Below are 21,499 nucleotides of genomic sequence, written 5' to 3' on the forward strand. Positions count from 1 at the left end.
CGGCAGCGGGGGACCGGCAGCGAGGGACCGGGGAACCGGCAGCAGAGGGCGGGCCGACGATGGCTGACGTCGACGACCGGTGGCGATGGAGTGACCCCTGTCACGAACCGGCTGACCGGTCGGCCGAAACAAACTTCGAGTTCGTTTCGCGAAAGCGCATGCGCAAGCGCTTGTATGCGTCCTAGGCTCCTGCAATCGAGCGACGCGACCGCGTGGCCAGGGGACAAGGGAGTCCACATGTTCAATCACCGTCGGAAGTCCGCGCTGACGATCGGGACCGTGCTCATGGCCGGTTCGCTCGTGCTGGGTCTGACCGCCTGCAGCAGTTCGGATTCGGACAGCGTCAAGGTCGGGCTCATCACCAAGACGGACTCGAATCCGTACTTCGTGAAGCTCCGCGAGGCAGCACAGGCCAAGGCCGATTCCAGCGGAGCCGAGTTGGTGGCTCTGGCCGGCGCATTCGACGGTGACAACGAAGGACAGGTCGCAGCGATCGAGAACCTGGTCGGCCAGGGTGTGAAGGGAATTCTGATCACCCCGAACTCGTCCACCGGAGTCCTCGACGCGATCAAGAAGGCCCGTGACGCCGGCGTCGTCGTCATCGCCCTCGACACCGCAACCGACCCCGAGGACGCGGTCGACGCCACGTTCGCCACCGACAACAAGGCGGCCGGAGTGAGCCAGGGTGCCTGGGTCAAGGGCACGCTCGGCACCACCGCACCCCAGGTCATCATGCTCGACGGCACCGCGGGCGGCACGGTCGACACCTTCCGTCACGACGGGTTCCTCGAAGGCATGGGTCTGACCGACAGTTCGCCGGAGATCGTGGGCCAGGAGAACACCAACGGTGATCAGACCAAGGCGCAGACCGCCATGGAGAACCTGCTGCAGCGCGCTCCGGGCGTCAACGCTCTCTACACGATCAACGAGCCTGCAGCTGCGGGTGCGTACCAGGCGATCCAGTCCGCCGGTCGCGCCGACCAGATCACCATCGGGTCGATCGACGGTAGCTGCACCGGCATCGCGAATGTGAAGTCCGGCATCATCGGCGCGACGGTGCTGCAGTTCCCCGCCAAGATGGCCGAGCAGGGCGTCGACGCAGTGGTGAAGTTCGCGCAGGACGGCACCAAGCCCAGCGGTTTCAACGACACCGGTTCGCAGCTCGTCACCGACAAGCCCGTTGCCGGAATCGATTCCCAGGACACCGCGTGGGGCGAAGCGAATTGCTGGGGCTGATCGCGAATTCCCGGACCGCCGTCGAGTACGAGGACTGATCAGTGAGTACCGAAACCGCTGCGCCTCCCAAGGCACCGAGCCGGTTCAACGTGGGAACCGTCCTGCGTGAACCGCTGCTCGGGCCGTTGGCCGCGCTCGTCATTGCCATCATCGTGTTCAGCTCTATTTCGAGCTCGTTCCTCAACCCGCAGAACGTCTCTCTGATTCTGCAGCAGTCGGTGGTGGTCGGCATTCTCGCCGTCGGCCAGACACTGATCATTCTCACGTCCGGGATCGATCTGTCGATCGGCGCGGTCGCGGTGATGGGCACCATCGTGATGGCACAGTCGGCCGGGGCGAACGGACCGGTCGTAGCGTTGGGTTCGACGCTTGCCGTGTGCGTGGCGTTCGGCGCGATCAACGGCGGATTGGTGACGGTACTGAGACTGCCGCCGTTCATCGTCACGCTCGGCACGTTCACCGCGATTCAAGCGGCCACCAGACTGTTGGCCGGATCCGAGACCTATCAGGTCCCGAGCGGGCCGCTGACTTTTCTCGGCACCTCGTTCAAGGTCGGTAGCTTCTCCACCACCTACGGCGTGGTGGTGATGCTGCTGGTGTACGCCGTGATGTGGTACGCGTTGTCCCAAACGTCCTGGGGCAGGCATATTTACGCGGTCGGCGGGAGTCCGCAGGCCTCGGACCGTTCCGGCATCAAGTCCGGTCGCGTGCTGTTCTCGGTCTACATCGTCACCGGCGTCATCGCGGCGATCGCGGCGTGGGCGGCTCTCGGACGAATCCCCAATGCCGACCCGAATGCGTATCAGAACGCCAATCTGGAAACGATCACCGCGGTGGTCATCGGTGGAACCAGCCTGTTCGGTGGCCGCGGTACCGTCATCGGAACTCTCGTCGGAACCCTGATCGTCGGTGTGTTGCGCAACGGTCTCACCCAGGCAGGCGTCGACAGCCTGTACCAGAACATCGCGACCGGCATTCTCGTCATCGTGGCGGTGGCCGTCGATCAATTCGCACGTCGGAGGTCACAGTGAACGCCCCTCTCGCTCTGGAAGCGCGTGGTCTGGTCAAGACCTACGGCAGCGTGACGGCCATCAACGGTGCAGATTTCGAGTTGCGGGCCGGTGAAGTGTTGGCGGTGATCGGCGACAACGGTGCCGGGAAGTCCAGTCTCATCAAAGCTCTGGCCGGGGCTGTCATTCCGGATTCGGGTGAGATCCTGATGAACGGATCGCCGGTGTCGTTCAAGAACACGCGCGACGCACGAGCGGCAGGCATCGAGACGGTCTATCAGGACCTGGCCGTCATTCCGGCGCTCGACATCGCCTCCAACGTCTACCTGGGGCGCGAGATCAAGCGTAAAGGCATCAGCGGCAGTCTCTTTCGACGGCTGGACATGCCGAGGATGCGAGAGGAGTCGTCGAAGCACCTGCAGGACCTCAAGATCGGTATCAAGTCGGTCAACCAGGCGGTCGAGACGCTCTCCGGTGGCCAACGTCAGGGTGTGGCCGTAGCGCGGGCAGCAGCGTTCGGCCGCGGAGTGATCATCATGGACGAGCCGACTGCCGCACTGGGTGTGCGAGAGTCGGGCATGGTGATCGATCTGATTCGCACCATTCGCGACCGCGGCATACCTGTGGTGCTCATCAGCCACGACATGCCGCACGTGTTCGAGGTCGCCGACCGGATCCACATCCACCGCCTCGGCAAGCGGGCGGGCGTGGTCGATCCGAAGAACCGCAGTATGTCCGAGGTCGTCGCGCTCATGACCGGCGCGGAGGAGCCGACCGACGATGAACGCGCCGGGCTCTGAATCGACAAGCCCGGTCGGTGTTTTCGTCGGGCTGGCGACACTCGACGTCATCCATCGAGTGTCGGCAGCGCCCGCACCCAACCAGAAGATCACCTCGAGCGCTCAGTTCGTCGCGGCGGGAGGTCCTGCCGCCAACGCGGCCGTCACCTTTGCCGCGCTCGGCGGGACGGCCGTGCTCGTCACCGCACTCGGAGACGACCCGGTGGCCGCGCTGGTGAAGGCGGACCTGGCTGCGTTCGGCGTCCGCGTGATCGACGCGGCCGAGGGCTCGAGCAGATCGGTGCCCGTCTCGGCGGTGACGGTGATCGAATCGACCGGCGATCGATCGGTCGTCTCGGCCGACGCCGTGAGATCCGACGCCTCACCGCCGGAGGGGCTGGAGGCCGTCGTCGCCGGTGCCGACGTCGTTCTTGTCGACGGGCACCACCCCCTGATCGCCTGCGCCGCCGCGGAACATGCGGCGGCGCGGGTTACCACGTTGGTCGTGGACGCCGGTCGCTGGAAACCGGTGATGACCGAGCTGATCGAGCACGCCACGGACATGGTGTGCTCGGCGGACTTTCGCGCCCCCGGCACCTCGGACACGGCCGCGAACGCCGCGGAACTCGTTGCATCCGGTGTGCGGACCGTCGTCACCACCCACGGCGGCGAGCCCGTCGAGTGGTGGTCCGAGGGATCGACCGGATCGGTCGATGTGGAGCCGGTCGCGGTGGTCGATACTCTGGGTGCCGGGGATGCGTTCCACGGCGCGTATGCCTACTACTGCACGCAGCCGGGCTCGCTGGCCGAGCGCATCGACAGCTCGGCTCACGTTGCCGCGCTGCGCTGCTCGGTGATCGGCCCCAGAGCATGGCTACGCGAACTTTCCATCAACGGACTCGAAAGCGACAACGGTGAGCATTGACCAGGACGTACAGGAAGCCGCCCTCGACGAACTCGTGGAGCTGGCGCGAAAGCTGGCCGTACCGGGTGAGCGGCGCATACTAGGCCTGACCGGTGCACCGGGTGCCGGAAAATCCACTGTGGCACAGCAACTCGTCGACGCGCTCGGGCCCGAACTCGCGGTACTGGTTCCGATGGACGGATTCCATCTCGCCAACGAGGTGTTGATCGAACTGGGTCGGCTCGATCGCAAGGGTGCCCACGACACGTTCGACGACGGTGGATACGCGCGGTTGATCGCGGCCGTTCACGATCAGCAGCCCGGTGGTCCCCTCGTGTACGCGCCGAGATTTCGCCGAGAGATCGAGGAGTCGATCGGTTCCTCCATCCCGGTCCCGTCGACTGTTCCGCTGGTCATCACCGAAGGCAACTACCTGCTGATGGAATCCGATGCGTGGCCGGCGGCGCGGGCGATGATCGACGAAGTCTGGTTTCTGGCTCCACACACGAGAGTTCGGCACGAGCGGCTGGTGGCCAGGCACGAGGCCTACGGAAAGTCGCACGAGGACGCGGAGTTCTGGGCACTGGGATCGGACGAACGCAACGCGGAATTGATCGGGTCCACCGCACGTCGCGCCGATCGAATCCTGCGGCTGACATGACGATTGCGCAGAACCACGAGACACGACAGCGCTGGGCCGACTGACATGCCCACGATGGACGACGTCGCCCGATTGGCAGGTGTATCGGTATCGACTGTCTCGCACGTGCTCAACGGAACTCGCAACGTCAATGCCGCCACCCGGGAACGTGTCGACGCGGCGATTGCCGAGATCGGATACCGCCGCAACGTCGTCGCTCGATCGCTCGCGGCAGGTCGGACTCACACCGTGGGACTGTCGATCGCCGCGTTGACCAACCCGTATTTCGGAAGCCTGGTCCATGCCGTCGAGCAGCGATTGTCCGAGGCCGGTTACGTCTTGATCCTCGGTGATTCGCACGACGAGCCCAGGTCCGAGCGAAGGGTGACGGACTCGTTGCTCGACCGTCAGGTCGACGGCATGATTCTCGCACCCGCGGCGGGCTCCGAATTCTCGACCATTCCCGAGATCGTCCGCAGTGGAACGCCTCTGGTGTTGATCGACCGGATGCTCGACGTCTCCTGCGATCAGGTGGGTCCGGAGAACGACGCGTCAGCGCACGAGCTCACCACCCACCTCCTCGACGCCGGACACCGACGTATCGCGATCGTGCGCGGCATCGAAGGGATCTCCTCCACGACCGAGCGATTCGACGGCTACGCCCGCGCGCTGGCCGATCGAGGAATCGAACTCGATCCTCGACTGATTCTCGACGGCCGGTCCAACGTCGAGGTGGCCGAGTCTCTGGTGCGTGAGCTGATGTCCGGTCCGGACCGGCCGTCGGCCCTGGTGTCGATGAACAACTCGATGACGATCGGATCGCTGAAAGCTGTTCGAGGCCTAGGTTTGTCGATTCCGGCGGACCTGGCCTTCGTCTGCTATGACGACTTCGAGTGGTCGGACCTGTTCGAGCCTCGGCTCACGGCGGCAGCTCAGGACGTGCAGACCATCGGCCGAACCGCAGCCGACCTGGTTCTCCGGCGCATCGAGGGACACGAGGACGCGCCCCGATCGATCCGAGTACCGACCACCTTCACCCACCGAAATTCCTGCGGCTGCAGTGCACCTCGAGCCGACGTGCCGGCCGCACCCGAAAGATAGGACAGTTCATGCCGATTGCCAGTCCGGACCAGTACGCCGCCATGCTGGATCGCGCCAAGGAGGGCGGGTTCGCCTACCCGTCGATCAACGTCACCGGTTCACAGACACTCAACGCAGCCCTTCAGGGCTTCGCCGAGGCCGAGAGCGACGGGATCATTCAGGTATCGGTGGGCACGGCGCTCTATCTGTCCGGCAATGCGGTGCAGAACCGCTTCGCTGGCTCCAAGGCGCTCGCACAGTACGCCCACGAAGTGGCGCAGCACTATTCGATCTCGGTGGCGCTGCACACCGATCACTGCCCAGCCGAGAATCTGGACGACTGGGTGCGGCCCCTGCTGGCCGACGCCATCGACCGACGCGGACGCGGACTCGACCCGCTCTACCAATCGCACATGTGGGACGGCTCGGCGGTGCCGCTCGACGAAAACCTGCGTGTCGCTCGGGAATTGCTCGATCTGTCGATGCAGGCGAACACGATCCTCGAAATCGAGGTCGGCGTCATCGGCGGCGAGGAGGACGGCGTCTCGCACGAGATCAACGAACAGCTGTACTCGACCGTCGACGATGCTCGGGCCACGATCGCCGCGCTCGGTGCCGGGGAGCGCGGTCGCTACATGACCGCCCTGACCTTCGGCAACGTGCACGGTGTCTACAACCCCGACTCGGTGCACCTGCGCCCGGAAATCCTCGCCGAGATCCAGGCCGTCGTCGGAGCCGAGACCGGTAAGGACAACCCACTCGATCTGGTGTTCCACGGTGGATCGGGATCCAGCGCAGAAGATATCGCCTCCGCGGTCGCGAGCGGGGTGATCAAGATGAACATCGACACCGACACCCAATACGCGTTCACCCGGTCCATCGCCGGGCACATGATCAGCAAGTACGACCAAGTCCTAAAGGTCGACGGCGAGTACGGCAACAAGAAGGCCTACGACCCGCGATCGTGGGGCAAGCCGGCCGAGACAGCGATGGCGGCTCGGGTGGTCGAGGCGACGCAGATGCTGGGCTCGGCAGGTCGCACGATGCGCTGAGAATCTTTTTCGTCGAACGTGTCGAAATCTGCGGACCGGTTCCGTCCCAGGGTCGAATGCGGCAAGAATGGCCGCATCGGACGACAGGAGACACCATGGCCAAGTACCTCATGCTCAAGCACTACCGCGGAGCCCCCGAGCCTGCCGACTGGATCCCGATGGACCGGTGGACACCCGCCGAAGTGCGCGATCACATCGAGTTCATGCAGGACTTCGCCGCCGAACTCGAGAAGACCGGCGAATTCGTCGACGCGCAGGCTCTGGCCCCCGAGGGAACGTGGGTGCGCTCGGATGGGGAAGGGAAGCCTCCGGTCACCGATGGCCCGTTCGCGGAGACGAAGGACCTCATCGCAGGCTGGATGGTGATCGACGTCGACTCCTACGAACGCGCGCTCGAGCTGGCAGGGCAGCTGTCGGCAGCGCCCGGTGCCGGTGGGAAGCCGATCGACGAGTGGCTCGAACTGCGTCCGTTCATGGAGGCACCTCCCACCATCGCCGACTGACGACCGTCGTGGATCCACGGATTCTGCGGGAACTGACGCCCGCGGTGATCGGCGTCCTCGTCCACCGCGGAGCAGATTTCGCGGCGGCCGAGGATGCTGTGCAGGAAGCGATGCTCGAGGCGATCTCGACGTGGGTCTCCGAAGCACCGACCGACCCGAAGGGCTGGTTGGTCACTGTTGCCTGGCGGAAATTTCTCGACGCGCAACGCTCCGAGAACGCGCGACGAGCACGTGAGGATCGAGTCGCCGCCCAACCGGATCCCGGCAGTGTCGGCGGCGTCGACGACACGTTGCAGTTGTTCTTCCTGTGCGCGCATCCCTCGCTCGGTCCGGCGGCAGCGGTGGCACTGACTCTGCGTGCCGTCGGGGGATTGACGACTCGGCAGATCGCGCAGGCATACCTGGTGCCGGAGAAGACCATGGCGCAACGCATCAGCCGAGCCAAGCGCACGGTGCGCGACGTGCGTTTCGACGCCCCCGGTGATGTGGGGACGGTACGACGGGTGCTGTATCTCGTCTTCAACGAGGGGTACAGCGGGGACATCGATCCGGCGGCCGAGGCGATTCGGTTGACCCGGCAGCTGGCCAGGTTGTCCGACGACGAGGAAACGGCCGGACTGTTGGCGCTGATGCTGCTTCACCACGCACGCCGTTCGGCCAGGACAGGGCCCGACGGTCACCTCATTCCTCTCGCCGAGCAGGATCGATCTCGTTGGGATACAACGCTGATCGCGGAGGGAGTGCAGATTCTGCAGACTGCGCTCGCCCGAGATCGGTTGGGAGAGTTCCAGGCGCAGGCGGCCATCGCCGCCCTGCACGCCGACGCGTCGCGTGTGGAGGAGACCGACTGGGTGCAGATCGTCGAGTGGTACGACGAGTTGCTCGCTCTCACAGGCAGTTCCGTCGTGCGGCTCAATCGAGCGGTGGCGATCGGGGAGGCCGACGGTCCGGCGGCGGGGCTTGCGGCACTGGGCGAGGTCGATTCGGCCGTCCCGCGGCACACAGCAGCGGCCGCGTACCTGCACGAGAAGTCCGGTGATCTGCAGCGTGCCGCCGAGTTGTACGTGCAGGCAGCCGAGAGGGCGTCGTCGATGTCCGAGCGGCACCACCTGACGCTGCAGGCCGCGCGGATCCGGGCCGAGTGAGCCCTCCTGGGAGCAAGCGAACGGACCGATCGGTTTCGTAATCCGATCGTTAGCGGTAGGAAGCGAAATTCGTGCGACCCTCGTGTGGTGCTGATGTTACGTGTGGGGCAGAAGAGGAAGAAGCGGACTCGATCCGCTGCGGTCGTGGCGGCCGCGGCGGTAGCGTCGATGCTGATGACCGGAGCGTCGGTGCAGGCGCTGCCGGGGAACACGGGGTCGGCCGACGCGGCTGCGGGCGCCGTCGGCATCCATCAGGTGTCGGCGACCCGAGCGGTACTGAACGTGTTCTCCCCGTCCATGAATCGCGTCGTATCCAACGAGGTGCTGCATTCCCCCGACGACGGACCAGCACCCACTCTCGTGCTGCTCAACGGCGCGCTCGGCAACGAGGACGGCGTGGGCTGGCTCAACAATTCCGGCGTCGAGAAGTTCTTCCTCGACAAGAAGGTCACCGTGGTGGCACCGATCGGTGGCCGGTTCAGTTTCTACACCGACTGGCAGACAACGGATCCGGTGCTCGGCAGCAACAAGTGGCAGACCTACCTCACCCGCGAACTGCCCGCCGCCGTCGACGCAGCCTACGGATCGACCGGCAGGCGCGGCGTGGCAGGGCTGTCGATGAGTGGTGGTCCGGCACTCGACCTCGCGATCCAGGCCCCGGACGTGTTCGACGCGGCCGCGTCCTTCAGTGGATGTCCGGCACCGTCCACTCCGCTTGCCACGGCGGGTATATCGGCGATGATCGCCGGCGGACTCAACAATCCCTTCAATATGTGGGGGCTACCGGGAAGCCAGGGATGGCGCGATCACGACCCATCGCTCAACGTCGAGCGGCTGCGCGGAACCGCGGTGTACGTCAGTTCGTCCCGCGGACTCCCGGGGCCTGTCGATCGCATTCCCGAAGGCGCGATCCCGCCCTTCGGAGGGATGGCGGTCGAAGCGATGGTCAACCACTGCACGTCGATCTTCGTCGACGCTCTGCGCCGAGCCGACGTGCCGGCGACGGTGTCCATGCGCGAGGAGGGCGCGCACACCTGGCCGCTGTTCGAGGATCAGCTACGCGAGGCGTGGTTCACCACGCTGGCACCTGCTCTGGGAACCAGGTGATTGCGCCGACACCGGCGCGGGTACGCGTCGGTGGACAACACCGACGAAGGGACGACTCGAACATGTCGAAGGACGAATTGCACAAGGGCGACAAGGTCGAATGGCAGACCCACGGAACGAAGACCGAGGGCGAAGTGGTGGAGAAGATCACCTCCGATACCGAAGCCGCAGGCCGGACCGTGAAGGCGTCGAAGGACGACCCGCAGTACCGGGTCGAGAGCGACAAGTCGGGTAAGGACGCGGTGCACAAGCCGGACGCGCTCGACAAGAAGGACTGACGACACCCGGCTCTTTCGATGCACCCGAGTGCACGGCCTCGGGTGCATCGGAGGATCTCAGGCCTGAGGCACCGAACGTTCTGCGCCCCAACTCCGTTCGATGTAGCCTCGAATCCGCTCGATGTCTGCGGCCGGGATTCTCTCCGGCTCGCCGTGTTCGAGTGGATCGGTGTGGAAGATGTAGAGCCGTGAGGCGAACTGGTCGAACGGCAGCGAACCTTCGCCTGCGCGTTCGCCGTTGCCCGCCGTACCCACCACGACGCCGTCGCCCCAGTCCTGCCCGCTGTCGTTGTTCGGGTTGAAGAAGTACACCCGCATGACACCGTCGGGGTCTGCGGACACCCGCAGAATCGTGATGGCGTGCCATCCCACATACCGTGCCGCACTGTCGGTTACGGCCACACCGGCCGGTTGTGGATGGATCAACGGTTGGTGCCCGTTGTATTCCGGGTGGTACGCGGCGTAGAACTGCCGCAGGAAGACGTCCAGGTCCACGAGATTGCCGGTCGCGACGTCGACGTCGATGTGGAATTCGCGTGCCGACCACCAGCCGTGGAACTCGGGGTTGACCCAGCGGTGCGGATCACCGGGACGATCGGCGCAACGGCGGACCATCTCGGCGTAGATGCGGTCGAGGTGCGGAACCAACAACAGCGACGCGGGATCGAGGTCAACCGGATCGGACGTGGCGACGCCGCTGACGCTCTCGGTCGACGAGATCGACTGGCCCTCGAAGTGCATGACGATCTCCTCGTCACGCGCCGCCCACACCACCATCTGCAGCAAGTAGTCGGGATCGTTGTAGGCCCACATCGACAACGCCCGCGCCGACTGACACGTCGGGTTGTCGCCTTGGCCGACGCCCAGGGGCTGCCCGAGCATCGAGAGCAAACCCCCGAGCAAGCGTGACTCCGGCGCGGGGACGGGCCCGAACGAGGTGATCAGTCGCTCCCGCACCGCGGGAGCGAGTTTCAGCGAGATCTGGCGCCACAGGGACGGCACGATCGGCGGCTGATGCAGAATTCCCCGATCGAGCAGCAGCGCCAATCCGTAGAGGCACTGCGCGGTCTCGGGATACACCGTCTCCTCGATGAGGCGATGAACCAGTTCGGGATACCGCGTCAGGCAGGTCCGGCCGGTATCGGACAGACCGAGCGCCTCGGGCAGAACATACGAGTAATGGTCGACGAGATACTGCGTCAGCGTCGCGTGGTACGGCGAGACCAGACCGGTGTCGTGCATGGCCCGCGCGAATCCACGGGCCTCGAACTGCAATGCCTCGACGTCCATCGCCTCGAGCCGAGACCGGTACACCTCGACGCCCGGGTCCTCGCGGCAGGCATCGGTGGTGCCGAACAGCGCCGTGATCAATCGATCGAGGCCCTGCCCGGAGTTGCCGAGGTCCACGGTCGGGTCGTCGCGATAGATGGCGATGCGCGTGACCATCGCCTTGATGGTGTCCACCTGAATCGGACGCTGGCGCAGAATCCGCCAGATCTCCTCGACCAACTCGTCGAGCACGCTGTCGTACCCGATCTGCTGCGCGACGTAGCCGAACAGATCACGAATCAGATGCGCGGTGCGGCCCAATCGAACTCGCTCCGATTCCGACGGCGGTGTGAAGAGCACGTCGAGGTTGAGTGCGAGAACCTGCGAGAGAAATCGCCGAGCCTCCTCGGCGGTCACGGCAGGATGCTCGTACTCACCCGCGACGATCGCGATCATGCGCAGTTCGCTGGTCGCCTCGAGCACCACGGTGTCGTCGTTGCCGCTGCGCAGGCTCGGCCCCACGAACGCCGGGACGAGAATGTCCGGCTGGGCCCAGTCGGTACCTGCGAACAGTCCGGCCTGCTCGAGCATCGCGGCGCGTTCGCGAATTGCGCTGCAACCGCCGGGCTGCAACAACACTCGATGCAGGCCGTCGAGCACCCGCCGTACCTTGGTGTTCTTGCTGAACTCGGGTGCTCCGGCCAGCGCCTCGGTGGCGTGGTCCAGCTGGGCCAGCCGTGACACCAGAGCCTTGTCGACCGGTGCAGAGTCGTTCATCGTCTGCGTCGATGGTTCGTGGTCGTTGCCGAGTTGCTGCTTCACACGTAGAAGTCCAGTTCTTCCTGTTGCCTGAGCAGATCACGCATTCGGTACGGGTCCTCGCCGAAGAAGTACAGCAGGCCCCAGTGAGTACCGAATGCTGTTCTCTTGGTGACGGTTTCCTCGACCGGAGCGGACAGGTCGTTGGTCTCGTAGTAGTCGTCGTCTGCGGTGACATCGGGGATGACGAGATCGCTGACGACGCGTCGCCGCGGGTAGACGCCGAAGCATCCGGCGTGACCGGTGGCGTCGACCACCTCCCTCGGGAAGAAGGCGTCGATCTCCTCCTCGGTGGTCTTCGGGTCGAACGCCAATGCCAGGCCCTGGTACGCGTTGAAGCCGTAGGCGCGCTCGAGCAGCTCGAAGACTTTGAAACCCGGTGGCCGGTAAGCAACTTCACCGAAGTACATCTCGCCGTCGCTGGTGACGAAGTACTCGGGGTGAATGAAACCGAACTCGATGTCGAAGGCCTTGATCAGCTTCTCGATCTGCACCGTGATCTGCTCGCGGTACTTCTCCAGTTCCGGTGTGGCCGGGACGAACACCGAGTAACCGAGCCTGACGTACTCGGAGATGTTGAGGAACTTGATCTTGCCGTTGTGAATCCATGCTTCGACCGCGAATTCCCAGCCGTCGAGGTGCGATTCCATCAGCGCCGGAAATTCCTCGTCGGGAATGGAGTCGACCTCGTCAGGGGTGCGAATGACGCGGTGGCCGAGGCAACCTGCCTTGTCGAAGGCCTTGACATGAATCGGGTCATTGGGATCGCCGTCGAGCTTGAGCAGCGTCTGGTTGACACGCTTGAGGAATCGAATGACGTCCTCACGGTCGTGGGCTTCCTCGAAGATGCCCACTCGAATGCCGCCGAGCTGAGCACGGCGCTTCATCAAGGACTTGTCGCGCAACAGCATTGCCTGACCGAACAGGCGTGGGTTGCCGAGCAACACCGAGTTGATGGCACCGGCCCACTCCACTGTCTCCTCGTACAACGGAATCGCGACGTCGACGCCCTTGGCCTGCAGGGTCTCGGCGATTTCCAGCGAGCGATCGTTGAGTCGCTCGAAGTTCCACGGGAGGTACGGAATGTCGTGCTCGGTGCAGTACGCCTCGGCCCACTCCGGAGCGACGACCACGTAGCGCCGATCGAACTTGTCCAGTGCTTCCACTGCGGCCAAACTCCAGCCCAGCAGGGCCACGAAACCTTTGTTCGGGTCTTTCTCCAGCCTGTCTGGCTGAGCCATGAAGTTCCTTCCCCTTGATGATTCATCGGTCGAGGTCCTTCGCTCCACCGTACAGAGGCGCAAACGGTCGCTCGGCACCCCTGTCGGTGACGGTGGATCACGAACCCGCCGTACGCAGGTGCTCGGTGCGGTTCACGATCGACAGATCTCCGCCGATCGTGCACGATCGTGACCGACGAGGTGCGGTGCGCGCCTACCGGGAACGAGGAGTGCGGAATGACGGTCGACAAAACCGGTGCCGAGGTCGAGATCTCCCAGCAGGCGGACCGTTTCACCGTCTCGGTGGAGGGTTCGCAGGTCGGCTTCACCGAGTTCGCCGACGACGAGCAGGGCAGGCGCATCTTCTTCCACACCGAGGTCGACGCAGCCTACGGCGGACGTGGTCTGGCAACGATTCTCGTGCAGCAGGCGCTCGACGCCACCCGTTCCGACGCCAGGCGAATCGTTCCGATCTGCGAACTGGTGGCCGCCTTCGTGGGTAAGCATCGGGAGTACGACGACATCGTCGAACCGGTCACCGACGAGATCCGGCAGTGGCTGGCCGACCGGCAGGGCTGACCGCGGGAATACCGTCGGACACCGCCGGGTTGAAGCGCGTAGAGTAGTTGCAGAGTCAACTACATTGCCGAAAGGGAGCCCATGCCCGCAGTGACGGTCGACAACATCCTCGCGTTGCCCCGCATCCCCATGCCCGACGCCACCGCCGTCCCCCGGCCGGTCCGGTCGGTCACGACGGCACCGACGGGATACGAGGGGGAGGGTTTTCCCGTTCGCAGAGCATTCGCCGGGCTGGACATGTCGTCCCTCGACCCGTTCATTCACATGGATCAGATGGGCGAGGTGAATTACGCGCCCGGTGAGCCGAAGGGGACGCCGTGGCATCCGCACCGCGGGTTCGAGACGGTGACCTACATGATCGACGGGATCATGGAGCACAAGGACTCCCACGGCGGCGGCGGAATCATCAGCGGTGGCGACACCCAGTGGATGACGGCGGGCGGTGGCATTCTGCACATCGAGGCTCCGCCCGAGCATCTGGTGATGTCGGGCGGGCTGTTCCACGGTGTGCAGCTCTGGGTCAATCTGCCGCGCGAGAACAAGATGGCGCATCCGCGTTACCAGGACATCACCGGGAGCAAGGTGGCGCTGGCGTCGAGTCCGGACGGCGGTGCGCTGGTGCGTGTCATCGCCGGCGAGATCGCCGGTCTGCAGGGGCCGGGTTCGACGTACACCCCGATTGCGCTCTCGCACAGCACGATCGCGCCGGGAGCGGCGCTGACGCTGCCGTGGAATCGAGAATTCAACGCACTCGTCTATGTTCTCGCGGGAGAGGGCACGGTGGGCGCGGAGAAGCGTCCGATCAGGATGGGGCAGACGGCACTGTTCGGCCGCGGCGACACCATCGAGATGTCCGCATCCGCGGTGGGGGAGTCGCTCGAGGTGTTCGTTCTGGGTGGCCGGCCGATTCGGGAACCCGTCGCGATGGCAGGCCCGTTCGTGATGAACACCAAGTCCGAAGTGCTGCAGGCGTTCGAGGACTACCAGGCCGGTCGGCTCGGAGTCCCCGTCGAATAATCGCGCCTACCGTGCAACGATCTCCGGCATGAGCGACGCAGAACCCGGTATCGGTGGAACACGGCTGTACAGCCGATTGGTCACCCGCGCGGACGGCCCGCTCGAGCCCGCGCGGGCGGCCAGGAGGCTTTCCGCCTACGTCTACGGAAACATCCTGGTCCTCGCGGCGGTCGCAGCATCGACGCCCAGCTCGATCGAGCACGGAACGGCGGCTGTTCTGGTTCTGGCCACTGCGGTGACGACGTTTCTCGCGCATGTGTTCGCGGACTTCGTCGCGGGCAGTCAGATCCCCGAAGCGCACGGTGATGCCACCGACGAGCAACGCAAGTTCAAGGCCGTCGAGGAATTTCGCGATGCCGTTCCCATCCTGAGTTCCGGCACCGTCCCTGCGTTGATGCTGGCCCTCGGTTGGTTGTCGGTGCTCCCGGGCCAGTGGTCGGAATTGCTGGCCGGCGCAGTGATCGTGGTGCGCATCGCCACGATTCAGATGGTCACCCAGCGAATTCGCGGCAATCGCTTGACCTTCCGTGCCTTTCTGGGTGGCCTGGCCACCGCTGCGGTTGCTGCGTCGATCGTGCTGGCGAAGGTGTTCCTGGGGCACTAGCTCCCGAACTCGGCGTACAACTCCGGTAGGAAGCCCGCGAGATGGTTCATCTCCTGTCCGCAGTGCAGCAGGAGGTCTCGGGCGAGATCGAGGCCAAGAACGAGGTCCGTCGGGTCCACCGACGCCCCACGGCCGACGGCGCACGCGGCCTGCTTGACGTCCGGTACGTGGAGCCCTCGTAGGTTCAGGAAGAAGCGGCTACGCATCTCGGCACCACCGTCGACAGGGCGCACCTGGTGGGCCAGCCAGCCCAGATCCACCGGTGCGATGGAACTGCCCACTCGGCCGAAGACGATCGTCTGATCTGCGGGAACGTCGAATCCGTGCGCGATCGGATCGCGAAAGGCAATGCCCAGCTGCTGCAGCTTCGGACCGACGTATTCGTCCACGAACGTCGTGTTGCCGATGTACTTGGCCTTGTCGGGAATGTCGAGTGACGTTCGATCCTCGGCGAAGTCTGCGTAGAGGTGGGCATCGGGATGCCACAGCTTGTATCGCGCGGCCTCGGTGGAATGCCAGCCGAACCACCAGTCCCACATCGCTGCCGTCACGCGCGGCATCACCGTACGGACCGCCACGAACGTCACCTCGTCGGCGCGGCGACCGTATCCGGTCTCGATCGTGGAGTAGCCGGTGGACGCGAGATCGGTTGTGATCGCATCGAATCCGGGGATCGACTCGGGCGCGAGGGCAGGTCCCGCGTAGGCGTCCGCGACGACCGCCGGTGCGGGCGTCGTCCTCGGTGCCATGTATCTGGCATACGGCAGGTTTCGATCGGCCTCGCGGTAGCCCTGGTAGCGCTCGGTGCACTGGCCGCCCGAGCCGGTCGCCGGGGCCGCTGCCGCCTTGGCGACCGGGCCGACGACGGCGATGGTGGCCGCGGCAGCCGCTCCGATCATGATCTGGCGTCTGCTGGGCCCCCGGCCCGTGTTCCCCCCGTTGCTCAACATCGGTTGAGACTAGGTCTCGGAATCGACGAATGTCAACGGGCTGGCACTACACTGCGCGGTATGAGGTCGGCACACTCCAAGGACGACGAGTCGAGAGTGCGTCGGCGCGACGAGATCGCCACTGCCGCCATCGAGGTGCTCGCCACGCAGGGGCTGCGCGGCTTGACCCACCGGGCGGTGGACGCCGCAGCGGGACTCGGCCCCGGATCGGTGAACTACCACGCGCCCACCCGGAGTCGGCTGCTTCACCTGGCTCTCGGTCAACTGTTCGTCCGCGACTTCGAGGTGGCCGGAGCGACGTTCGGCACTCTGGTGGACGTCAAACCGCTCACCGTCGACGTCGTGATCTCCCACATCATCGACTTCATCGACGCCATGACATCGGCAGACGCGGTCAAACGGGTGATCGCGCGCCACATCATGCTCGGCGAGGCGCAGCACGACGACGAAATCCGCGAGTTGTTCGACAGTCAACGTGCAGCATTCGTCACCTACACCCAGTGGATCGTCGCCTCGCTGGACTCCGAGGATCCGCCCTCCGACGCCGAAACTCTCGTGGTGATGATCGAAGGTCTCGTTCAGCGGCAAGTGCTGATCGGATCGCGCCTTTCCCCCACCTTCATCGAGCAGATGTTGCGCAAGATCATCGTGGCCTCGCCGTTGGTCGAGGGCTGACCGGGGGACGTTGCTTCATCCCAGCAGCGTGCGACGCTCGGTGTGGGTGAAGGTGAAGATCGTTGCGCCGAAGCTGAGCAGTGCGGTCAGAAGCAGCACCTGGGGTCCGGTGATGACGACGCCGATGAAGGCTCCGATCGCTCCGCCCAACGCGAACGATCCGAGAAGGGCTGTGTAGCACAGCCAGTCGTAGCGCGTTCCCCCGCCGAACAGGTGCCGTTCGATACCCTGGCCCAGCTTCACCAGCGTTCCGGTGACGTAGCTCAGCGGAATGTAGGTCTCTTCCTTCTTCGTGAACGCGGTGTTCAGTGCGCCGAGTGCGAAGGCCACCAACAGAATCGGGTAGAAGTTCACGTTCGCCGACGACCATCCCGAGATGGCGATGTCGATGGCTCCCGCTCCGGCGAGCGCGATCGTGGTCAGCACCGTTGCTCCGTGGGGATGGTTCGACCAGTACCGACGGCGGCAGATCGACGAGATCACCACCCCGGCCAGAAAAGAGCCCATGAGCGCGAGAGCCGCTATCGGTGAGGCACCCGGGGTGACCTCCTTGCCCTCGGGGTGCCCGAAGTGCCCGACGACAGCACGTTCGGTGTTGCCGGTCATGAAGGTCACGAAGTAGCCGGCAGAATGCAAGAACGCCACTGCGCCCACCATCCCGGCCAGTCCGGACAATATCCAGGACAGACGAGCTTCGGGACCGACTGCTGTGTCGCGGCTGATTGCCACCGGAGAAGTCATGACTCGATTCTCCTGGCTACGGGCGAACCGGCAAATCTTTGAGTTGTCAATCACATAACCGACGCCGATTCACCATTCGCCACCATTCCGCGATGCATCACCCTGTTTCCCACGACTCCGCTGTGATCGGCTCGATGCATCACACATCGGTTGTCCCACATCACCACATCGCCGGGTACCCACGCATGCCGCAACAGGTTGGTTTCGCGAGTCGAGTGCTCGAACAGCACTCGCACGGTCTCGTGCGCCTCCTCGGAGGACATTCCACTGATCGCGACGCACCGCGCCGGTGCCGACAACGCCAGTGCAGTGCGCCCGGACACGGGATGCACTGCGAACAGGGGATGTTCGGCACTGGAATCGGTGTCCGACGCCACCCCGGTCACTCGATGCGTCACGGTTCGCCCGGCCAGGTTCGCTTTCAGGTCGGCGGGCAGTGTGTCGTAGGCCTCGTACTGATCGCTGAACAGCGTGCTGCCTCCGGCTTCCGGTACCTCGACCGCGCGTAACGCGGTGTAGGCAGGCGGATTCGGCACATACGTGGTGTCGACGTGGAACGTCGACTTCGGCGGGGTGGTTCGGCCGACGTTGCTGATGACGTTCAGATCGGGGAAGCCCGGCACCGGCGTCTCGCCCTCGGTGAACATCATGTCGCCGAACCGTCGGAGAAACGCCAGGAAACCCGCGTCGTCCAAGGGCTGCTCGCGCAGAATCAGCACGCCGTGTTCGGCCAACAGCGCTCGCAGTTCTTCGGTGTCGGTAGAGCTCAGGTCCAGCTCGGCGATCTCGATTCCCAACGTCACGAGGACAGCTCCTTCACAGACAGTTCGTCGAGCGATCGTGCGAACAGTTCGTCGACGGCGATGCCCGCCGCCGAGGCCATCACCGCGAGCACGCTCGACGGCGAGTACGAGCAGTACAACCCGGCCTCGAGGAACCACGGCTCCCCGTCGGGGTCGATTCGGAAGTCGAAGAGACCGTAGTGTCGGCAGCCGAGAGAGCGATAGCACGATCGTGCTGCGGCCCAAACCTTCTCGGTGATCGGATCGGAGACGTCGACCATCCACGCCTTGGTCTGCTCCTTCGCGACCAGGTACAGATCTCCGTCCGAGGTGCGATTCAACTTGTCGGCGCTGGTGCGGATCGACTCGACGGCGTACTCCTCGAGCGGAAGACAGATCAGCTCGTCGCCTCGGGCGATGATGCCGCAACGTACCTCCCGGCCGAGTGGAACGTACGACTCCACCAGTGCCGCAGACGAGTACGCCAGAGCCTCGCTCACTGCGGTTGCCAGACGGTCGGATTCGCGAACGAGCGCGACGCCCATCGAGTTGTCCGAGTCCACCGGCTTGACGACCACGGGCAGGTCGACGTCGATGTCGTCGCCGCAGCGGACCACCACCCCGGTGGGTACGGCGACCCCGGCCGCAGCGACGACGGCTCGGGCACGGGCCTTGTCCGCCGTCATCGCCATCACGTCCGGACCGTTGCCCACGTACGGCACGCCCAACAGATCGAACAGACTGCGGTACGTCGTCATCCCGGGCAGGCAGAACATCTGCGGCACCATGACGTCGAAATGCCACGACGACATGATTTCCACTGCCTGTGCCAACGACATCTGCTGCGCCGCAGCCACACTGGCGGCATCGATCGCGCCGGGGAAGCTCCAGAGCCCACCGGGGGAGACGAACGCCACCTCGAAGCGGTAGTCGGGATTCCCGCCGAGCGCGTCGAGGAATCCGCCCGCGTACACCCGTGACAGATCGCAATGGAACTCGTCCACCGACGATCCGACCAACACCAGTACCGACAGGGTCATCAGTCGCCTCCGTTCTCCACGAGCTTGCCGATGTTGAAGTCGATGCGCGACCAGCCACGTCGCGCCAGCAGATTGCGCAGCAACAGGGACGGGATCTGGAGGTGGTGCACGAGAAAGTACGGCAGAGGATCCCATCCGGTCAGGATGGCGTCCTTGCCGCGGAAGATGCTGCGAAGGCGAGCTTTTCGGTTGCCCTCGGAGAACAAGCGCCATATCTCGTGGTAGACCCAGTAGGTCGGCCGAGCCGTCGGACGCGGCACGATCACCGGGTGGCCGTCGTCGAGATACGCGGCCGCCAGGTCGGGATGGTCGTAGAACATCGTGATGGCCGAGTGGGTGCGGGGGTTGCATTCGATCGCGTAGATGTGGCCGTCGGCGGCGGATTCTATGAAGTCGAACGACAGCTGGCCGGTCACGTCCAGAGAAGAGACGAATGTTTCCACCCAGCGCAGGATGTCCGGCTTGTCCACCATCTCGTAGTTGACCTGGAACGCCGAGGACACGCAACAGCCGTACACCTGCAGCCGACCCTGGCGTACCGTGCCGTGCGTGCAGTACTCCTGACCGGCGATGAACTCCTGCAGAATCCACGGATCGTCGTCCGTGATGTGCAGGCTCCTGGCGAACGACGAGTTCCGCTCCGGTGTGCGTGCCGACAACCGCGTCAGGTCCATTCGCCCGACCGGGTTGTACGAGATCCGTTTCAGAATGTATTCGCGACCCGGCGGAAACTCGAAGTCGTCGATCTGGGCGGGATCGGTGATCCGCCGGAAGTCGGGCACGCGAAGTCCCAACGATGTTGCGTGCTCGGAGAATCGGGACTTGTCGTCGACCATTCGCACGGTGTCCGCGTCGCCGTGGATCACTTCGCAGTGCGGGTCGAGCACGGCCCTGGCGTCTGCGTCGTGAATGCTCGCCGCAGGGCTGGCCACGGGGACGAAGACATCGACGTTCTCGCGTCGAACGATGTCCAGCAGAGCCTGCGCGTATCCCGGGGCACCCGGATCGGGTACACAGTGAAATCGGTCGACGGCCCGGGAGAACCGGTGGCCGGTGAAGCGGTACTTGGCCGATTCCACCAGGATCACCCGATGCCCGGCGAGGTGAAAGGACCGAGCGAGCTGCAGTGCCTTGGTCATCTTGCCGCCGCTGATCAGCACCGTTCTGGGTGACTCGGATCGGCGGGTGGGCGGCGCAGTGCCACCGATCGCGGCCACCGCCGTCGCCGCGAGGTCGACGGGCAGGGTGGCCGCGAGACCGAGCAGCGCGGCAACCGTACGAATCATGTTCGACGGATGAGCGTGACGCCGTCGCGCAGAGGAAGCAGAACCTGCTCCACGCGAGGGTCTTTCGCTACGTAGTCGTTGAATTCGGCGACGGCCCTGCCGTTCTCGGTGGGCTGCTCGCTGTACGGCTGGCCCTGCAGCAGGGTGTTGTCGACCGCGATCACGGCGTTCTCGGCGAGCAGTTCGCTACCGAGCAGATACTCCACGTAGGCGCGGTACCCGGTTTTGTCGGCGTCGATGAACACCAGGTCGAACCGACCGTCGAGCCGTCGAAGGGTCTCCAAGGCCGGACCGACCTCCACCGTGATGGACGAGCCGGCAGGTGATTCCGCGAAGCAGGACTGCGCGAACTCGGCCACGTACGGATCCACCTCACACGCGACCACCTCACCGCCTGCAGGCAGAGCCTCGGCCATCGCCAGTGCCGAATAGCCGGTGAACATACCGATCTCGAGTACCCGCTTCGCCCCGGTCATGTGCACGAGAAACGCGAGGAAGCGTCCCTCCACATGGCCGGAGAGCATCTCCATCTCCAGGGGCCCCGAGCCGGAGACCACGTCGCGTGATCTCCAGTCCTCGGTGCGGGTCCGCGACGCCAGTGTCGCCAGCGCTGCGGATTGGGAGGTGGTACAGGTGTCGAGATACGGGTCGAGTCCCGCTGCGAGATCGCGGGCTCGATGAACACGGGTGGTCAGCTCGTCGGTCACCCCGGCACCGGCGTCGAGCAGATCTGCTATCTCGCTCAGCTCACGCGCCAGAATGGTCGTCGGGGTCACCGGTCGC

Annotated in this window: 23 protein-coding genes; 15 read left to right on the top strand and 8 right to left on the bottom strand. The window is 64.9% G+C overall.

All coding sequences use genetic code 11. From position 1 onward, the window contains the following. The first annotated feature begins 237 nt into the window (after nt 1–237). The 11 genes from CH274_RS00475 (at nt 238) to CH274_RS00525 (ending at nt 9,734) form a co-directional block, all read left to right on the top strand. Nucleotides 238–1,236 (top strand): substrate-binding domain-containing protein, encoded by a 999-nt coding sequence (locus CH274_RS00475; RefSeq protein ID WP_032396008.1) that lies wholly within the window; start codon nt 238–240, stop codon nt 1,234–1,236. A gap of 41 nt (nt 1,237–1,277) precedes the next feature. Next, nucleotides 1,278–2,267, top strand: a complete 990-nt coding sequence (locus CH274_RS00480; protein WP_032396007.1) for an ABC transporter permease — start codon at nt 1,278–1,280, stop codon at nt 2,265–2,267. Then, the gene (locus CH274_RS00485) at nt 2,264–3,046 is read left to right on the top strand and encodes an ATP-binding cassette domain-containing protein (protein ID WP_032396006.1); all 783 of its coding nucleotides are present in this window, start codon (nt 2,264–2,266) and stop codon (nt 3,044–3,046) included. The genes CH274_RS00480 and CH274_RS00485 overlap by 4 nt, the downstream gene beginning before the upstream one ends. Further along, on the top strand, nt 3,027–3,950 hold the full coding sequence (locus CH274_RS00490) for a PfkB family carbohydrate kinase (RefSeq protein WP_094656508.1): 924 nt from the start codon (nt 3,027–3,029) through the stop codon (nt 3,948–3,950). Before CH274_RS00485 ends, CH274_RS00490 begins: the two co-directional genes overlap by 20 nt. After that, nucleotides 3,940–4,590: a nucleoside/nucleotide kinase family protein gene (locus CH274_RS00495; protein WP_045196796.1), complete on the top strand. Its 651-nt coding sequence runs from the start codon at nt 3,940–3,942 to the stop codon at nt 4,588–4,590. The genes CH274_RS00490 and CH274_RS00495 overlap by 11 nt, the downstream gene beginning before the upstream one ends. A gap of 45 nt (nt 4,591–4,635) precedes the next feature. Continuing rightward, nucleotides 4,636–5,670 carry a LacI family DNA-binding transcriptional regulator gene (locus CH274_RS00500; protein WP_094645778.1) on the top strand — a complete coding sequence of 345 codons (1,035 nt, stop codon included), beginning with the start codon at nt 4,636–4,638 and terminating at the stop codon, nt 5,668–5,670. A gap of 8 nt (nt 5,671–5,678) precedes the next feature. Next, nucleotides 5,679–6,701 (top strand): class II fructose-bisphosphate aldolase, encoded by a 1,023-nt coding sequence (gene fbaA / locus CH274_RS00505; RefSeq protein WP_094656509.1) that lies wholly within the window; start codon nt 5,679–5,681, stop codon nt 6,699–6,701. Between the two features lie 95 nt (nt 6,702–6,796). Beyond that, nucleotides 6,797–7,204: a YciI family protein gene (locus CH274_RS00510; RefSeq protein ID WP_045196792.1), complete on the top strand. Its 408-nt coding sequence runs from the start codon at nt 6,797–6,799 to the stop codon at nt 7,202–7,204. A gap of 8 nt (nt 7,205–7,212) precedes the next feature. Further along, nucleotides 7,213–8,349: an RNA polymerase sigma factor gene (locus CH274_RS00515; RefSeq protein WP_045196790.1), complete on the top strand. Its 1,137-nt coding sequence runs from the start codon at nt 7,213–7,215 to the stop codon at nt 8,347–8,349. Nucleotides 8,350–8,442: 93 nt separating this feature from the next. Further along, a complete protein-coding gene (locus CH274_RS00520; RefSeq protein WP_230596878.1) occupies nt 8,443–9,456 on the top strand; it encodes an alpha/beta hydrolase in 1,014 nt (337 codons plus the stop codon). A 62-nt stretch (nt 9,457–9,518) separates the two neighbouring features. Then, the gene (locus tag CH274_RS00525; RefSeq protein ID WP_032395999.1) at nt 9,519–9,734 is read left to right on the top strand and encodes a DUF2945 domain-containing protein; all 216 of its coding nucleotides are present in this window, start codon (nt 9,519–9,521) and stop codon (nt 9,732–9,734) included. Between the two features lie 57 nt (nt 9,735–9,791). Here the strand turns inward: CH274_RS00525 and CH274_RS00530 are convergent, their stop codons facing one another. Continuing rightward, on the bottom strand, nt 9,792–11,780 hold the full coding sequence (locus tag CH274_RS00530; protein ID WP_094645848.1) for a hypothetical protein: 1,989 nt from the start codon (nt 11,778–11,780) through the stop codon (nt 9,792–9,794). A 41-nt stretch (nt 11,781–11,821) separates the two neighbouring features. Continuing rightward, a complete protein-coding gene (locus tag CH274_RS00535; protein ID WP_094630393.1) occupies nt 11,822–13,063 on the bottom strand; it encodes an ATP-grasp domain-containing protein in 1,242 nt (413 codons plus the stop codon). Nucleotides 13,064–13,279: 216 nt separating this feature from the next. Between CH274_RS00535 and CH274_RS00540 the strand changes: the two genes are divergently transcribed. The 3 genes from CH274_RS00540 to CH274_RS00550 all read left to right on the top strand — a co-directional run bounded on the left by CH274_RS00540 (nt 13,280) and on the right by CH274_RS00550 (nt 15,242). Further along, entirely contained in the window at nt 13,280–13,621 is a 342-nt protein-coding gene (locus CH274_RS00540) for a GNAT family N-acetyltransferase (RefSeq protein ID WP_032396329.1), read from the top strand. Nucleotides 13,622–13,702: 81 nt separating this feature from the next. Next, on the top strand, nt 13,703–14,638 hold the full coding sequence (locus tag CH274_RS00545; RefSeq protein ID WP_032395997.1) for a pirin family protein: 936 nt from the start codon (nt 13,703–13,705) through the stop codon (nt 14,636–14,638). Nucleotides 14,639–14,666: 28 nt separating this feature from the next. Next, nucleotides 14,667–15,242 carry a hypothetical protein gene (locus CH274_RS00550; RefSeq protein WP_052049658.1) on the top strand — a complete coding sequence of 192 codons (576 nt, stop codon included), beginning with the start codon at nt 14,667–14,669 and terminating at the stop codon, nt 15,240–15,242. Here CH274_RS00550 and CH274_RS00555 read toward each other — a convergent pair. Beyond that, nucleotides 15,239–16,192, bottom strand: a complete 954-nt coding sequence (locus CH274_RS00555; RefSeq protein WP_256993441.1) for a DAPG hydrolase family protein — start codon at nt 16,190–16,192, stop codon at nt 15,239–15,241. The genes CH274_RS00550 and CH274_RS00555 overlap by 4 nt on opposite strands. A gap of 60 nt (nt 16,193–16,252) precedes the next feature. On the opposite strand from CH274_RS00555, the gene CH274_RS00560 reads away from it, so the two are divergent. Further along, nucleotides 16,253–16,867, top strand: a complete 615-nt coding sequence (locus CH274_RS00560) for a TetR/AcrR family transcriptional regulator (protein ID WP_052049656.1) — start codon at nt 16,253–16,255, stop codon at nt 16,865–16,867. Nucleotides 16,868–16,882: 15 nt separating this feature from the next. On the opposite strand, the gene CH274_RS00565 is transcribed toward CH274_RS00560, so the two are convergent. From CH274_RS00565 to CH274_RS00585, 5 genes are read right to left on the bottom strand one after another with little or no spacing between them, the layout of a single operon-like run. Beyond that, the gene (locus CH274_RS00565) at nt 16,883–17,608 is read right to left on the bottom strand and encodes a YoaK family protein (RefSeq protein ID WP_045196782.1); all 726 of its coding nucleotides are present in this window, start codon (nt 17,606–17,608) and stop codon (nt 16,883–16,885) included. 50 nt (nt 17,609–17,658) lie between these two features. Continuing rightward, entirely contained in the window at nt 17,659–18,411 is a 753-nt protein-coding gene (locus tag CH274_RS00570; protein WP_094656510.1) for a TauD/TfdA dioxygenase family protein, read from the bottom strand. Next, complete coding sequence (locus CH274_RS00575) at nt 18,408–19,430, bottom strand: D-alanine--D-alanine ligase family protein (protein WP_094656511.1); 1,023 nt, start codon at nt 19,428–19,430, stop codon at nt 18,408–18,410. The genes CH274_RS00570 and CH274_RS00575 overlap by 4 nt, the downstream gene beginning before the upstream one ends. Beyond that, nucleotides 19,430–20,716, bottom strand: a complete 1,287-nt coding sequence (locus CH274_RS00580) for an ATP-grasp enzyme (RefSeq protein WP_032395995.1) — start codon at nt 20,714–20,716, stop codon at nt 19,430–19,432. The genes CH274_RS00575 and CH274_RS00580 overlap by 1 nt, the downstream gene beginning before the upstream one ends. Then, nucleotides 20,713–21,492, bottom strand: coding sequence for an O-methyltransferase (locus CH274_RS00585; RefSeq protein ID WP_045200333.1), 780 nt, complete (start codon nt 21,490–21,492; stop codon nt 20,713–20,715). Before CH274_RS00585 ends, CH274_RS00580 begins: the two co-directional genes overlap by 4 nt. Nucleotides 21,493–21,499: the final 7 nt, after the last annotated feature.

This window comes from Rhodococcus sp. 06-418-5 (assembly GCF_002258285.1).
GTDB lineage: Bacteria > Actinomycetota > Actinomycetes > Mycobacteriales > Mycobacteriaceae > Rhodococcoides.

Excerpts from the sequence above, each read along its gene's own strand:
- CH274_RS00475 (WP_032396008.1), top strand. The coding sequence starts at position 238 with ATGTTCAATCACCGTCGGAAGTCCGCGCTGACGATCGGGACCGTGCTC.
- CH274_RS00490 (WP_094656508.1), top strand. The coding sequence starts at position 3,027 with ATGAACGCGCCGGGCTCTGAATCGACAAGCCCGGTCGGTGTTTTCGTC.
- CH274_RS00500 (WP_094645778.1), top strand. The coding sequence starts at position 4,636 with ATGCCCACGATGGACGACGTCGCCCGATTGGCAGGTGTATCGGTATCG.
- fbaA (WP_094656509.1), top strand. The coding sequence starts at position 5,679 with ATGCCGATTGCCAGTCCGGACCAGTACGCCGCCATGCTGGATCGCGCC.
- CH274_RS00510 (WP_045196792.1), top strand. The coding sequence starts at position 6,797 with ATGGCCAAGTACCTCATGCTCAAGCACTACCGCGGAGCCCCCGAGCCT.
- CH274_RS00520 (WP_230596878.1), top strand. The coding sequence starts at position 8,443 with ATGTTACGTGTGGGGCAGAAGAGGAAGAAGCGGACTCGATCCGCTGCG.
- CH274_RS00525 (WP_032395999.1), top strand. The coding sequence starts at position 9,519 with ATGTCGAAGGACGAATTGCACAAGGGCGACAAGGTCGAATGGCAGACC.
- CH274_RS00530 (WP_094645848.1), bottom strand. The coding sequence starts at position 11,780 with ATGAACGACTCTGCACCGGTCGACAAGGCTCTGGTGTCACGGCTGGCC.
- CH274_RS00535 (WP_094630393.1), bottom strand. The coding sequence starts at position 13,063 with ATGGCTCAGCCAGACAGGCTGGAGAAAGACCCGAACAAAGGTTTCGTG.
- CH274_RS00540 (WP_032396329.1), top strand. The coding sequence starts at position 13,280 with ATGACGGTCGACAAAACCGGTGCCGAGGTCGAGATCTCCCAGCAGGCG.
- CH274_RS00545 (WP_032395997.1), top strand. The coding sequence starts at position 13,703 with ATGCCCGCAGTGACGGTCGACAACATCCTCGCGTTGCCCCGCATCCCC.
- CH274_RS00550 (WP_052049658.1), top strand. The coding sequence starts at position 14,667 with ATGAGCGACGCAGAACCCGGTATCGGTGGAACACGGCTGTACAGCCGA.
- CH274_RS00555 (WP_256993441.1), bottom strand. The coding sequence starts at position 16,192 with ATGTTGAGCAACGGGGGGAACACGGGCCGGGGGCCCAGCAGACGCCAG.
- CH274_RS00560 (WP_052049656.1), top strand. The coding sequence starts at position 16,253 with ATGAGGTCGGCACACTCCAAGGACGACGAGTCGAGAGTGCGTCGGCGC.
- CH274_RS00565 (WP_045196782.1), bottom strand. The coding sequence starts at position 17,608 with ATGACTTCTCCGGTGGCAATCAGCCGCGACACAGCAGTCGGTCCCGAA.
- CH274_RS00575 (WP_094656511.1), bottom strand. The coding sequence starts at position 19,430 with ATGACCCTGTCGGTACTGGTGTTGGTCGGATCGTCGGTGGACGAGTTC.
- CH274_RS00580 (WP_032395995.1), bottom strand. The coding sequence starts at position 20,716 with ATGATTCGTACGGTTGCCGCGCTGCTCGGTCTCGCGGCCACCCTGCCC.